The organism is Xanthomonas melonis (assembly GCF_020783655.1).
Taxonomy (GTDB): domain Bacteria; phylum Pseudomonadota; class Gammaproteobacteria; order Xanthomonadales; family Xanthomonadaceae; genus Xanthomonas; species Xanthomonas melonis.
In genome coordinates this window covers 135,265-148,398 of record NZ_JAJGQH010000010.1, presented here as the reverse complement: position 1 = coordinate 148,398, position 13,134 = coordinate 135,265, and the positions used below count along the sequence as shown (strand labels likewise).

Here is a 13,134-nt window from a genome sequence, read left to right as displayed (position 1 = left end):
CGATCAGGCGCTGGCCGCCACGCCCTTCAACATGTCGATGAGCTGGCGCAACCGATAGGGCTTGGGCAGGAAATCCACGTGCGCCGGCAAGGGCGGCAGCTGGGCCTTCGCGAAGCCCGAGGCCAGGATGACACGCGCCTGCGGCAGTAACTGCGCCACCTGTTCGCTCAATTCGATGCCCGACATGCCGTTGGGCATGCGGATGTCGCTGAATACCACATCGTAGGGGCCGCTCTCGCGCAGCATGCGCAATGCGCCGTGGCCATCGTCGGCGGTATCGACGGTGATCCCGGCATCGCGCAGCGCTTCGCCGATCAGCTCGCGCAGTTCTTCTTGGTCTTCCACCATCAGCAGGCGCAGGGATTCAATCATGCTCGGCCTCCTCGATGGCCGGGAGAAACAGGGTGACAGTGGTGCCGCGTCCTGGTGCGGAGTCGAGTTCGGCAAAACCGCCCGACTGGGACGCAAAGCCGAATACCTGGCTCAATCCCAGGCCGGAGCCCTTGCCCACGTCCTTGGTGGTGAAAAACGGTTCGCTGGCACGCTGCGCCACATGCATCGACATGCCCGGGCCATCGTCGCGCACTGCGATGCCGACATAGCGCCGTGCGGTGCCATGCGGATCCGTGGGCGCGACGCGTCGCTGCACGCACGTACTCACCGTGATGGCACCGCCGGAATGCATCGCATCGCAGCTGTTGAATACCAGGTTGAGCAGCGCCGATTCCAGCTGGCTGGGATCCACGCAGACATCCGGCAGCGTCTCCGACAGCGCCGGACTCACGCCGACTCCGGCCGGGCACGCGCGTCGCAGCAATTCCAGGGCGTTCGCCACCACCGCGTTGGCGGCCCGCCGTTCCGGCGCCAGCCGCTGGCCGCGCGCGAACGACAGCAACTGGCGGGTCAGCAGCGTACCGCGATCGACCGCCGTCTGCGCTGTCTCCACCAGCATGCGCGTGCGCGCATCGTCGCCGGCACGCAGCGCGATCAGGTCCAGGCTGGTCACCATCACCGTGAGCAGGTTGTTGAAGTCGTGCGCGATGCCCAGTGTCAGCCTGCCCAGCGCTTCGGTCTTCTGCGATTGCGACAACGCGTGCTGGGCCTGTTGCAGCAGCCGTTCCGCCTGGTGGCGTTCGGTGACGTCGCGGGTGATCTTGGCGAAACCGACCAATACGCCGAATTCCAGCACCGGCTCGATCACCACGCTGGCCCAGAAACGGCTGCCGTCCTTGCGCAGGCGCCAGCCCTCGGTGGCCAAACGTCCCAGGCGCCTGGCCTGCTCGAGGTTGTCCATGGGCGTGTTGCGCTGCACGTCTTCCGGCAGGTAGAACCGCGAGAAATGCGTCCCCAGCACTTCGTCGGCACGATAGCCCTTGATGCGCTCACCGCCCGGATTCCAGCTGCGCACATGTCCACCGACATCCAGCATGTAGATGGCGTAATCGGAAACGCTTTGCACCAGCAGCCGGCACTGCCGGCTGTCGTGCGACAGCGGCCCCGCGTTGTCGATGGCCGTCTCCGCATCCATCTGACGCTGTTTCCCCAGCAAAAGCGCGCGACCTTAGTGACGCGCGCGTGAAAATCGCGTGCAAGCCATCGCGGCAGGAAAAGCGTCAAAAACCCGGCGATTTATGCATGAAACTTATCGGCTACCATGACCGCCCTCCCAGTTCGGTCCGCGCCTCATGCAGAACATCTCGACCACACGCGATCGCTGGATCTGGGTGATCGCGGGGGCCTTGATGGCCGGCACGCTGGGCGCGGAACTGATCACCCCGCTCGGCTATGCCGTGTGGCTGACCTACTTCGTGGCGGTCGGCGTCACCGTCTTCCAGAACCGTCCACAGGCGCCGCTCGTAGCGGGCGTGTTGGCGTGCCTGCTGCTGGCCACCGGCTACCAGCTTGCGCCGCCCAGCACCAATTCGAGCTTTTCCTCGATCAACCGCAGCATCGGCGGCGTCTCGTTCCTGGCCATGGCGCTGGTGGTGATGCAGGCCATTCGTGCCCGCCGCCAGGCCGAGGTGGCGTTGTGGCTGCAGCAGGCCGAGAACAAGGTGGAAGCCAGCCTGCGCGGCGAGCAGAGCCCGCAGGAGCTTGCCGATGCCGCGATGCGTGCGCTGTGCGAGGTGCTGCAAGCGCAGGTGGGCGCACTGTATCGCGTCGAAGGCGATCGCCTGCGGCTGACCGGCGGCGCCGCATTGCCGGTGGACATGCCGGCCACCATGCCGAGCAACGCCGGGCAGTGGGGGGAGGTGTTGCAGCAGGTGAGCGTGCGCCGGGTGCGCGGCGTGGATGCCGGGCACCTGCAGATCGCCTCCGGTTTGGGCCAGAGTGCCTGCCAGGAGCTGTTGCTGGCACCGGTCACCGCCGATGGGCGGGTGATCGGCCTGCTGGAGCTTGGACGCGTCAGCGATGCGCGGCCGGCTGCCACGCGTGAGGACGATCTGCTGACCCGCTGCGGCGAGAACATCGGCCTGGCCCTGCGCACCGCGTTGCTGCGCGCCCAGTTGGTCGCCCTGCTGGAGGAGACCCAGCGGCAGAGCGAGGAGTTGCAGACGCAGCAGGAAGAGCTGCGCGTGGCCAACGAGGAGCTGGAAGAACAGAGCCGCAGCCTGCAGCAGTCGCAGAGCGACCTGGAGCAGCAGCAGGCCGAACTGGAACAGACCAACGTGCAATTGGAAGAACGCACCCAGGCACTGGAGGCGCAGAAGCAGGCTTTGCTGGTGGCGCAGAACCAGCTGGTGCGCAATGGCAACGAGCTGGCCACCGCGTCGCGCTACAAGTCCGAGTTCCTGGCCAACATGTCGCACGAGTTGCGCACGCCGCTCAACAGCGCGCTGATCCTGGCCAAGCTGCTGGCCGACAACAAGGACGGCACGCTCAGCGCCGAGCAGGTGAAGTACGCGCAGGCGATCCTGTCGTCCAACAACGACCTGCTGGCACTGATCAACGACATCCTGGACCTGTCCAAAATCGAAGCCGGGCATGTGGAGCTGGCCGACGAAACCGTCGATACCGGCAGCATCGTGCAGCGGCTGCGCGACACCTTCGAACCGCTGGCACGGCAGAAGGGGCTGACGCTGGAGATCGGCAGCGAGGTCGGCGCACCCGGTCAGTTGGTGGTCGACAGCCAGCGCCTGCAGCAGATCCTCAAGAACCTGCTGGCCAACGCCATCAAGTTCACCGAACACGGCAAGGTGCGCCTGTCGATCCAGGCGCATACGCCAGGGCGGGTGCTGTTCAAGGTGGAAGACACCGGGATCGGCATTGCGCGCGAGCAGACCGAGGTGATTTTCGAAGCGTTCCGGCAGGCCGATGGCAGCACGCGGCGGCGCTATGGCGGCACCGGCCTGGGCCTGTCGATCTCGCGCGATCTTGCCCAACGCATGGGCGGCGGCATCCGCGTGGACAGCGAGCCCGGGCGAGGCAGTTGCTTCACGCTGGAACTGCCGACCGATGGCGCCCCGGCGGAAGCCGCTGCCGCGACTCACCCCGCAGCGGCTGTGCCATTGCCTGCACTTCCATCCGCACCAGCGCAGCGCCCGCCCGGCGATGCGGCGTCTTCCACACGCCGAAGCGATGTCGGCAACGCGACATCCGCGCCGCCGCTGCCGATTCCCGCCACTGGCACCCTACCGCTGCAGCGTGCGCTCGACGATCGCGAGCAGCGCCTGCGCCCGGGCCGGCTGATCCTGGCGGTGGAAGACGAGACACGCTTTGCGCAGGCGCTGGTCGATCTGGCGCATGAACTGGACTTCGACTGCGTGGTGGCGCCGAATGCAGAAGAAGCGCTGCAGCTGGCCGCCGAACTGCGCCCCAGCGGCATCCTGCTGGACATCGGCCTGCCGGATGCTTCCGGCCTGAGCGTACTCGAACGCCTCAAGCGCGACCCGGCCACGCGCCATATCCCGGTCCATGTGGTTTCCGCGCTGGAGCGCAGCCAAGTTGCGCTGGAACTCGGCGCGGTGGGCTACCTGATCAAGCCGGCCACGCGCGAACTATTGGCCGGCGCGATCCGGCAGCTGGAGGAAACCAATGCGCGCGCGGTGCGGCGCCTGCTGATCGTCGAAGACGACAGCGCCCTGCGTGCCAATCTGCAGTTGCTGCTGGCCCGCGACCAGCTGGAGATCGTGGCCGTGGGCACGATCGCCGAAGCGATGGAGCAGTTGGCCGGCTCCACCTTCGATTGCATGGTCACCGACCTGGCGCTGCCGGACGGCAGCGGCTACGACCTGCTCGAACGCATGGCCGGTAATGATGAGGTCGCCTTCCCGCCGGTGATCGTCTATACCGGCCGCGCACTGACGCGCGACGAAGAGCAGCAACTGCGTCGTTACTCCAAGAGCATCATCATCAAGGGGGTGCGTTCGCCCGAACGCCTGCTCGACGAAGTCACCCTGTTCCTGCACAGCGTGGAAGCCTCGCTGCCCAGCGACCAGCAACGCCTGTTGCGCGAGGCGCGCCGCCGCGATGCGGTGCTGGACGGCGCCACCGTGCTGCTGGCCGAAGACGATGTGCGCAACATCTTCGCGCTGTCCAGCGTGCTCGAACCGCTGGGCGTGCGGCTGGAGATCGCACGCAACGGACGCGAAGCGCTGGAACGCCTGGCCGAGCGTGAGGTGGACCTGGTGTTGATGGACATCATGATGCCGGAGATGGATGGCCTCACCGCCATGCGGCAGATCCGCGCCAACCGCCAATGGCAGGATCTGCCCATCATCGCGCTCACCGCCAAGGCCATGGCCGACGACCGCGAACGCTGCCTGGAAGCCGGCGCCAACGACTACATCGCCAAGCCCATCGATGTGGACAAGCTGGTCTCGCTGTGCCGCGTCTGGTGCTCGCGGCAATGAATCCGGTGGAGCTGTTCGACCTGGAACTGCGGGTGCTGCTGGAGGCCGTCTACCAGCGCTATCACTACGATTTCCGCGACTATGCCGTGTCGTCCCTGCGGCGGCGCATGCGCCATGCGATGGCGCGCTTCGACTGCGCCCGCGTGGCCGACCTGCAGCACCGCCTGCTGCACGAGCCGGACACCTTTGCGCAGGCGATGCAGTTCTTCACCGTGCAGGTGTCGGAGATGTTCCGCGACCCGGCATATTTTCGCGTGTTGCGCGAGCATGCGCTGCCGGTGCTGCGCACCTACCCTTCGATCAAACTGTGGGTAGCCGGCTGCAGTACCGGCGAGGAAGTCTGGTCGCTGGCGATCCTGCTGCACGAAGAAGGCCTGCTGGAGAAGGCGGTGATCTACGCCACCGACATCAATCCCGAGGCGCTCGGCATGGCCGAGGCCGGCGCCTACGGCATCGACCGCATCGCGCAGTTCAGCCGCAACTACCTGGATGCCGGCGGACTGGCCTCGCTGTCGGACTACTACACCACCGCTTACGACGGTGCGGTGTTCGATCGCCGCCTGAAACGCAACATCGTGTTCGCCGATCACAGCCTGGCCACCGATACGGTGTTCTCCGAGGTGCATCTGGTGTCGTGCCGCAATGTGCTGATCTATTTCAACCGCAGCCTGCAGGACCGTGCCGTGGGCCTGTTCTTCGAGGCGCTGGTGCATCGCGGATTCCTGGGCCTGGGCAGCAAGGAATCGTTGCAGTTCGGCGCGCATGCGCAAGCCTTCGAAACCTGCGCGCGCGAACAGCGCCTGTACCGGAAGGCCGCATGAGCGCCCTGCCCGCACGCCAGCGGTTCGATGCGGTGGTGATCGGCGCCTCGGCTGGCGGGGTCTCCGCGCTGCAGGCGTTGTTGTCCAGCCTGCCGGCCGCCTTGCCGATGCCGGTGCTGGTGGTGCTGCATCTGCCGCGTGACCGCGCCAGCCATCTGGCCGAGCTGATGGATGCGCGCTGCGCGCTGCCGGTGCGCGAGGCCGAGGACAAGCAGCCGCTGCTGGCCGGCAGCGTCGTCATCGCCCCACCCGATTACCATCTGCTGGTGGAAACCCGCAGCAGTCTTGCGCTGTCGATGGATGCGCCGGTGCTGTTCTCGCGCCCGGCGATCGACCCGCTGTTCGAATCGGCCGCCGACGTGTTTGCCGAACGCCTGCTGGCGATCCTGCTCACCGGCGCCAGCAGCGATGGCAGCGCCGGCGTGGCGGCGGTGCGCGCAGCCGGCGGCACTGCCTGGATCCAGCGTCCCGACGATGCCGCCTCCCCACTGATGCCTGCCTCCGCGCTTGCCCATGCCGGCGCCGACGCGGTGCTGACCCTGCAGGCGATCTGCAGCGAACTGGAAACCTTTCGCCCATGAACCTCACCGCGACCGGCCCTGCAGCGCACGGCGACGAACCCGCCAAGATCCTGATCGTGGACGATGTACCGCAGAATCTGGTGGCGATGGAAGCGCTGCTGCAGCGTGATGGCATCGAAGTGCTGTGCGCCGCGTCCGGCGCGCAGGCGCTGGAGTTGCTGCTCGAACACGATGTGGCGCTGGCCCTGCTCGATGTGCACATGCCGGAAATGGACGGCTTTTCGCTGGCCGAACTGATGCGCGGCTCGCAGCGCACGCGGCATGTGCCGATCATTTTCCTGACCGCCTCGCCGAACGATCCGATGCGCGCCTTCCAGGGATACGAGACCGGCGCGGTGGATTTCCTGCATAAACCCATCGAGCCGCACGTGATCCTGAGCAAGGTCAACGTGTTCATCGAGTTGTACCAGCAACGGCGGCTGCTCAAGGAGCGCAATGCCTCGCTGGAACGCGCACTCACGCTCAACGAAACCATGATGGCGGTACTCACCCACGACCTGCGCACGCCGCTGTCGGTCATCCTGGTGTGCGCCGATAAGCTCAGTCTGGACGTGGCGGCCGATGGCTCGGCGGCACGCACGCTCGACCATCTGGAAGGCAGCGCAAGGCGCATGGCGCGCATGGTCGAACAGTTGCTGGACTTCTCGCGCCTGCGCACCGATGGGTTGCCGATGCAGTTCGGCCCCTGCAATTTCGGCGAGGTGGCGCATGGCGTGGTGGGTGAGGTGGCGCAAGCCAATCCGCACACCACCATCGACCTGCGCACCGAGGGCGACCTGCACGGCGATGGCGACGGTGATCGGCTGGCCCAGGTGCTGTCCAATCTGGTCGGCAATGCCGTGCTGCATGGCGGCCAGCATCCGGTGCAGGTGCATCTGGACGGGCGCGAGGCCGACACCCTGCGGCTGTCGGTGCGCAATGCCGGGCAGATTCCGGACAGCCTGATGCCGCGCCTGTTCGAGCCGTTCAAGGCCAGCTTCCATGCCAGCCAGGGGTTGGGGCTCGGGCTGTTCATTGCCGATCAGTTCGTCCGGGCGCATGGCGGCACGCTGCAGGCCCGTAACGAAGACGGCGAGGTGGTGTTCGAGGCCAGGCTGCGCCGCCGCAACCTGGCCGCCTGAGCGCCGCGCAGCGTTTTCGATCGTCCTGCTGCTACAGGCTGCCCTCGCGTAAGCGACCGCCTCCGCTGCAGCCGCCGCCATGCGGACTCAAGCAGTGCCGCCGCGCCGCTTACGCCGTATGCTCGTGCGGCAAGCGCGCTGGATGCACGCTCCTGCCCCCACGGCTGCCCACGTTCTTGGTCGCACCAACATCCCTTGGTCATCCTCAGGTGCACGCCGTGCACCGGAGTCTATGGAGGTGGTTATGTCGTATGTCGATGGTTTTGTGCTCGCCGTGCCCACGGCCAACAAGGAGGCATTCGTTGCGCACGCGCGCATGGGCGATGCCCTCATCATGGAATACGGTGCGCTGCGCGTGGTGGAGTGCTGGGGCGACGACGTCCCCAAGGGGCAATGGACCGACTTCTACCGCGCCGTCGATGCCGGCGAAGACGAGACCGTGGTGTTTTCCTGGATCGAATGGCCGGACAAGGCCACGCGCGACGAGGGCATGCGCAAGATGATGGAAGACCCACGCATGGATCCGTCGGTCAACCCGATGCCTTTCGATGGCAAGCGCATGATCTACGGCGGCTTCGTTCCCACCGTGGTGCTGGGGCAGTCGGCCTGAGCGGGCGGCGTGTTCTGCGGCGGCCGTCCGTGGTGCCGCACCGTGTGGATGCCGAGCACGGCAGGCGGGGTTCGCGCGTCGCCGCTACACTGGCGGCCCGCGGCCGCGTTCGCCGCCAGTGCTGGCCGAACGCGGCGACCACCTCGCACGCCGACCGGAGACCCGCATGACCGACGCACCGCTGCTGATCGCCTGCCCGCACTGCGCGTCGATGAACCGCATCGCACGTGCGCGCCTGCACGATGCGCCCAACTGCGGCCACTGCCACCGCCCGTTGTTCGTGGGCGCCCCGGTGGCGCTGTCTGCTGCCGATTTCGACAAGCACGCCGTGCGCAGCGATCTGCCGCTGGTCGTGGACTTCTGGGCGCCGTGGTGTGGGCCATGCGTGAGCATGGCACCGCAGTTCGCCGCTGCCGCACCGACGCTGGAACCGCAGGTGCGGCTGGCCAAGGTGGACACCGACCTGCACCCGGCGCTGGGCACGCGTTTCGGCATCCGCAGCATCCCCACCCTGCTGGTGATCCGCAGCGGGCACGAAGTTGGCCGCCATTCCGGTGCGGTGAGCAGCGCGCAGATCGTCGGCTGGGTGCGTTCGGTGTTGAGCAATCGGTGATGCAACAAAAAGGCCAGCTGCGCATGCACGCAACCGGCCCGGGTACGAAGGCAAGTATCACGGCGACGCATCCGCCGCCGTGATTGCGCTTAACCGATCGAGGCATTACTGCCAGTTGACGTTGACCGACACGCCCACGATGCGCGGCTCGTTGTAGACCGCCGCCATGTAGTTTTCGATCACACCCTTGACGTTCTTTTCGTTGGTGATGTTGCGTGCGAACGCAGCCACTTCCCACGCACCATAACCGCCGGTGTAGCCCAGCTTGAGGCCACCTTCGAAATTGCCGTCGGCGCGGAACTCGGTGGAGTCGTACAGCACGAAGCTGGTCTCGCCCTGCCTGTTCCAGTCGGTGGAGACGAAGAACGCGCCGTCGTTGCCCATCGGGATGTCGTAGCGCGCGGCCAGGTTGAGGTTGTACTTGGGCGCGTTCGGCAGCGGATTGCCGTCGATCTGCGCGAAGGTATTGGCACCCACGCGGATGGTCGGGTCGTTGACGGTGCACACCACCACGCCATTGAGCGCGCAGGCCTGTGCGTAGACGCGTTTGTCGTGGATTTCGCTATGCAACAGGCTCAGGCCGGCGGTGAGCGACAGGTTGGAGATCGGGCGCCAGTCCAGATCCGCTTCCAGGCCGTAGGCCTTGGCCTTGTCGGCGTTGAACAGCACGCCGTTGCCGTCCGAATCGTTGCCGTTGAGCTGGATGTCATCGACGGTATAGGTGAAGCCGCTGACATTCAGACGCAGGCGATTGTCGAACAGGCTGCTCTTGATGCCGGCTTCCCAGGACAGGATGGTTTCCGAATCGGCGGTGGTGAAGTCCGAATTGAACACCGCGCTGCGGCCCTGGATGGTGGGGCCGCGGAAGCCGCGCGCCACGCGTGCATACACGCTCAACTCCGGGTTGAATTCATACATGGCGCTCAGGTCCCAGCTGGGCTGGGTATCGGACAGGCGCACGTCGCGCCGGCCGCGGTAGGTCACCACGCCGGCGGCGGTATCGGCGCTCTTGAGCAGGCGGGTTTGCTTGGTGTCCCTGGTCTGGCGGATGCCGGCGGTCAACGTCAGCGCATCGGTGGCCTTGTAGCTCAGCTGACCGAAGCCGGCCCAGGAGGTGTTGGTGTTGCGCAGGCGCACCCAGTTGTTGGGATTGCGCGCGGCAGTTTGCAGGAAATACGCACGCTGGTAGAAATCGGTGGTGTCGCGGCCATCGAAATAGAATGCACCCAGCTGCCATTGCAGGACGTCGTCGCCTTCGCTGGCCAAACGCAGCTCCTGGGTGTACTGGTCCAGATCGCGGATCTGTCCCATCGACTGGCCGAAGCCGTTCGGCACGCCATTGACCGGGTAGTTCGCAGCAGCGCCGCCGTCGGTGTCGCCACGGCTGTAGCCGGAGGTGGTTTCATAGGCGCTGATCGAGGTCAGCGACACACCGCCGAAATCGTAGATCGCCTTGATCGAGCCGCCGTCGGTCTGATACGCCTGCGGGTTGTCGTGGGCTTCGTCGTAGGCCACGCGATCACGCGGTGCGTCGACCTTGTCGCTGCCGCGCTTCACTGCATTGCGCAGGAACAGGGTGGACGTGCCGTCGTAATCGCGCGTATGCACCGAGCCCAGCAACGAGAACGCATCGTTGGGCTTCAGTAGCACCTGCAGGCGCGCATTGCGGTCGTCGTAGCCGCCCATCGCGTCCTTGCGGGGCGTGCGCGTGCCGTCGGCGCTGCTGCCGGCAAAGGTGTTGTCCACCCAATCGTCGCGGTGCTGGTACAGGGCCGACACGCGGAACGACAGCACATCGTTGATCGGCCCGCCGAAGCCGCCATCCAGCGACACGGTGTTGTAACTGCCGTAGCTTGCATCGAGACGGCCGGTGTACGTATCGCCGGGCCTGACCGTGTCGAACTTGACGATGCCGGCGGTGGTGTTGCGGCCGAACAGGGTGCCCTGCGGGCCGCGCAGTACCTCGACCTGATCCACGTCGTAGACCGGGTTGGATTTGAGCACCACGTGTTCCAGCACCACATCGTCCTGGATGATGGACACCGGCTGCGAGGCACCCAGGTAGAAGTCGATGTTGCCCAGGCCGCGGATATAGAAGCGCGGGAAGATGCGCCCGGTGGTGGTCTCGGCGTAGAAGCCGGGCACGCGACCGGACAGCGCCAGCAAGGTGTCGTCGCCACCGGCGGTGTATTGACGCATCGCCGCACCCTGCACCACGCCCACCGACACCGGCACCTCCTGCAGGTTCTGCTCGCGGTGTTCGGCAGTGACGGTCACCGCATCCAGCGCGGTTGGACTGGCCTGGTCCTGGCCCGTCGGCGTCTGCTGCGCGGAGGCGGCAGCCGCCATCGACGCGAGCAGCAGACCGGTGCAGACGCGCGCCAGTGGCGTGCGCTGCAACGTGATACGGGGGCAGGCAGCGGCGCGCGAAGCGGCGGACGTCGGCGACGGCAAGACAGGCGAGTACAGCGACATGCAGAGGGATCCTTGAATGGATGATGCGAGGATGAGTCCGTTCGGTATGGGCAGCCCGGACGGAAGCGCCGCGCGGCGCCGCGCGCACGATATGTCAGCAATATTGCAGCGCAATGGCAGACGCGCCGGCCGACACGATAGTTCGCGTCGGGCGCGCCATGCCGGAGTGCGTGCGCGGCATTGCAAATCGTCATGCCTCGCCCGACCCGAAACTGTCATGCTGGCTGCCAGGCTGGCCCCAGGTCGGCTGGCGACGATGAGGAGGCTGTCTTGAACCGATTTGGATGGATGTTGGGCATGCTGGCCGCGGCGAGCTGTCAGCTGGCGCACGCGGGCAACGCACTGATCGGCCGGGTGGACTACCAGGGCGACGACGGCGGCCCGGTGCCGACGCAGACGCAGTATCGCAACCCGGTCGTGGCCGGTTTCTATCCGGACCCGTCGGCGATCCGGGTGGGCGACGACTTCTATCTGGTCAACTCCACGTTCGGCTATTTCCCCGGCCTGCCGGTGTTCAAGAGCAGCGACCTGGTGCACTGGACCCAGATCGGCAATGCGATCGATCGCCCGTCCCAGATCAAGTACGGCAACGACGAACTGACCCGCGGACTGTTCGCCGCCAGCATCAGCCACCACGACGGCACGTTCTACATTGCCAACACCTGTTTCTATTGCGACGGCGGCAACTTCCTGATCACCGCCAGGGATCCGGCCGGGCCGTGGTCCGATCCGATCTGGCTGGATGCCAAGGGCATCGACCCGTCGTTGTTCTTCGACGACGACGGCAGCGCCTGGCTGGTCCACAACGACGTGCCCGAGGGCAAGATGCGGTACGAGGGACATCGTGCGATCTGGCTGCAGCAGCTGGATCTGGTCAGCATGAAGTTGATCGGCACGCGCCAGATGATCCGGGATTCGGGCTTCCAGCCGGCCACCAATCCCGAACACATCGAGGGCCCCCACCTGTTCCGCCACAAGGGCTACTACTACCTGACAGCGGCCGAAGGCGGCACCGGCGAACAGCACGCGCAGATGATCTACCGCAGCCGCAAGATCAACGGACCGTACGAGGCCTGGAGCGGCAACCCGGTACTCACCCAGCGCGATCTGGATCCCGGCCGCAGTGCGCCGATCACCTCGACCGGGCACGCACAGTTCGTCGAGCTGAAGGACGGCTCGTGGTGGGCGGTGTTCCTGGCCACCCGCCCCTACCGGGGCAACCAGTACAACCTGGGCCGCGAAACCTTCCTGCTGCCGGTGACCTGGCGCGACGGCTGGCCGGTGGTGCTGCCGCACGGGAGCGCCGTGCCGGCGGTGACCACGCGTCCGGCGCTGCCGAAAGGCACGCAGGCCATGCCCACCAGCGGCCCGATGCAGTGGAGCGAGCGCTTCCAGGCGGCACGGGTACCGATGCAGTGGATGACCTTCCACCCGCCGGTGCAACCCTGGTACGTGCCCGGACCACAGGGCCTGCGCATCACGCCATCGAAGGTGGCCTTGGGCGATATCGGCCGCGGCCAGCCGGCGTATCTGGGCCACCGCCTGCAGCATCATCACGCCACCCTGCTGGCACAGGTGGATGGCAGTGCCCTGGCGCCCGGCGAACAGGCCGGCCTGGCGGTGGTCGCCAAGGAAAGCCATTTCCTGGCAGCGATGCTGGCACGCGACGACGCCGGCACTGCGGTCGTGCTGTATCGCCGTGCGGGCTTGCAGGATCCGGCCACCGGCAGCGTGCTGGCACGTGCGCCACTGCCCGATGCCACGCAACCGGTGCAGTTGCGCTTCGCATTGGATGACGCGCGGGTGCGCGTGGACTATGCCGTGGGTACCGGCCAATGGCGGACCCTGCTCGAGCAGGGCGATGCCAGCATCCTCAGCACCGACACGGCCGGCGGTTTCCTGGGCGCCACCTTCGGTCCGTACGCGTATGCGCGCTGAATACTCTCGGCGCGTGGCATGACGGCACCGCCCGGCTGTGCGATCGGCGATCGCAGCCTGGCGGTGCGAGGGTTCTCCGATACGGGTTACGCCTGGGCGACGCCCTTGAAGTGACGCCCCGC

General features: G+C 66.5%; 10 protein-coding genes. 7 read left to right on the top strand and 3 right to left on the bottom strand.

The window, feature by feature from the left end:
- Positions 1-3 precede the first annotated feature (3 nt).
- Positions 4-372 (bottom strand): response regulator, encoded by a 369-nt coding sequence (locus LL964_RS11840; protein WP_104584257.1) that lies wholly within the window; start codon positions 370-372, stop codon positions 4-6.
- A complete protein-coding gene (locus LL964_RS11835; protein ID WP_104584259.1) occupies positions 365-1,528 on the bottom strand; it encodes a PAS domain-containing sensor histidine kinase in 1,164 nt (387 codons plus the stop codon). Before LL964_RS11835 ends, LL964_RS11840 begins: the two co-directional genes overlap by 8 nt.
- A 157-nt stretch (positions 1,529-1,685) precedes the next feature.
- Here LL964_RS11835 and LL964_RS11830 point away from each other — a divergent pair, with 157 nt between their 5' ends.
- The 6 genes from LL964_RS11830 (at position 1,686) to trxC (ending at position 8,599) form a co-directional block, all read left to right on the top strand.
- Positions 1,686-4,853, top strand: a complete 3,168-nt coding sequence (locus tag LL964_RS11830; protein WP_104584261.1) for a response regulator — start codon at positions 1,686-1,688, stop codon at positions 4,851-4,853.
- Complete coding sequence (locus LL964_RS11825; protein WP_208621371.1) at positions 4,826-5,674, top strand: CheR family methyltransferase; 849 nt, start codon at positions 4,826-4,828, stop codon at positions 5,672-5,674. The genes LL964_RS11830 and LL964_RS11825 overlap by 28 nt, the downstream gene beginning before the upstream one ends.
- Positions 5,671-6,255 carry a chemotaxis protein CheB gene (locus LL964_RS11820; protein WP_104584263.1) on the top strand — a complete coding sequence of 195 codons (585 nt, stop codon included), beginning with the start codon at positions 5,671-5,673 and terminating at the stop codon, positions 6,253-6,255. Before LL964_RS11825 ends, LL964_RS11820 begins: the two co-directional genes overlap by 4 nt.
- Entirely contained in the window at positions 6,252-7,376 is a 1,125-nt protein-coding gene (locus tag LL964_RS11815) for a hybrid sensor histidine kinase/response regulator (protein ID WP_104584265.1), read from the top strand. Before LL964_RS11820 ends, LL964_RS11815 begins: the two co-directional genes overlap by 4 nt.
- 244 nt (positions 7,377-7,620) lie before the next feature.
- Positions 7,621-7,986 carry a DUF1428 domain-containing protein gene (locus LL964_RS11810; RefSeq protein ID WP_104585507.1) on the top strand — a complete coding sequence of 122 codons (366 nt, stop codon included), beginning with the start codon at positions 7,621-7,623 and terminating at the stop codon, positions 7,984-7,986.
- Between the two features lie 166 nt (positions 7,987-8,152).
- Positions 8,153-8,599, top strand: coding sequence for a thioredoxin TrxC (gene trxC, locus LL964_RS11805; RefSeq protein ID WP_104585508.1), 447 nt, complete (start codon positions 8,153-8,155; stop codon positions 8,597-8,599).
- A 105-nt stretch (positions 8,600-8,704) separates the two neighbouring features.
- Here the strand turns inward: trxC and LL964_RS11800 are convergent, their stop codons facing one another.
- The gene (locus LL964_RS11800; RefSeq protein ID WP_104584267.1) at positions 8,705-11,074 is read right to left on the bottom strand and encodes a TonB-dependent receptor; all 2,370 of its coding nucleotides are present in this window, start codon (positions 11,072-11,074) and stop codon (positions 8,705-8,707) included.
- 288 nt (positions 11,075-11,362) lie between these two features.
- Here LL964_RS11800 and LL964_RS11795 point away from each other — a divergent pair, with 288 nt between their 5' ends.
- A complete protein-coding gene (locus tag LL964_RS11795) occupies positions 11,363-13,012 on the top strand; it encodes a glycoside hydrolase family 43 protein (protein WP_104584269.1) in 1,650 nt (549 codons plus the stop codon).
- The last annotated feature ends 122 nt before the right edge of the window (positions 13,013-13,134 follow it).

Excerpts from the sequence above, each read along its gene's own strand:
- LL964_RS11820 (WP_104584263.1), top strand. The coding sequence starts at position 5,671 with ATGAGCGCCCTGCCCGCACGCCAGCGGTTCGATGCGGTGGTGATCGGC.
- LL964_RS11810 (WP_104585507.1), top strand. The coding sequence starts at position 7,621 with ATGTCGTATGTCGATGGTTTTGTGCTCGCCGTGCCCACGGCCAACAAG.
- trxC (WP_104585508.1), top strand. The coding sequence starts at position 8,153 with ATGACCGACGCACCGCTGCTGATCGCCTGCCCGCACTGCGCGTCGATG.
- LL964_RS11830 (WP_104584261.1), top strand. The coding sequence starts at position 1,686 with ATGCAGAACATCTCGACCACACGCGATCGCTGGATCTGGGTGATCGCG.
- LL964_RS11800 (WP_104584267.1), bottom strand. The coding sequence starts at position 11,074 with ATGTCGCTGTACTCGCCTGTCTTGCCGTCGCCGACGTCCGCCGCTTCG.
- LL964_RS11795 (WP_104584269.1), top strand. The coding sequence starts at position 11,363 with ATGTTGGGCATGCTGGCCGCGGCGAGCTGTCAGCTGGCGCACGCGGGC.
- LL964_RS11840 (WP_104584257.1), bottom strand. The coding sequence starts at position 372 with ATGATTGAATCCCTGCGCCTGCTGATGGTGGAAGACCAAGAAGAACTG.
- LL964_RS11835 (WP_104584259.1), bottom strand. The coding sequence starts at position 1,528 with ATGGATGCGGAGACGGCCATCGACAACGCGGGGCCGCTGTCGCACGAC.
- LL964_RS11815 (WP_104584265.1), top strand. The coding sequence starts at position 6,252 with ATGAACCTCACCGCGACCGGCCCTGCAGCGCACGGCGACGAACCCGCC.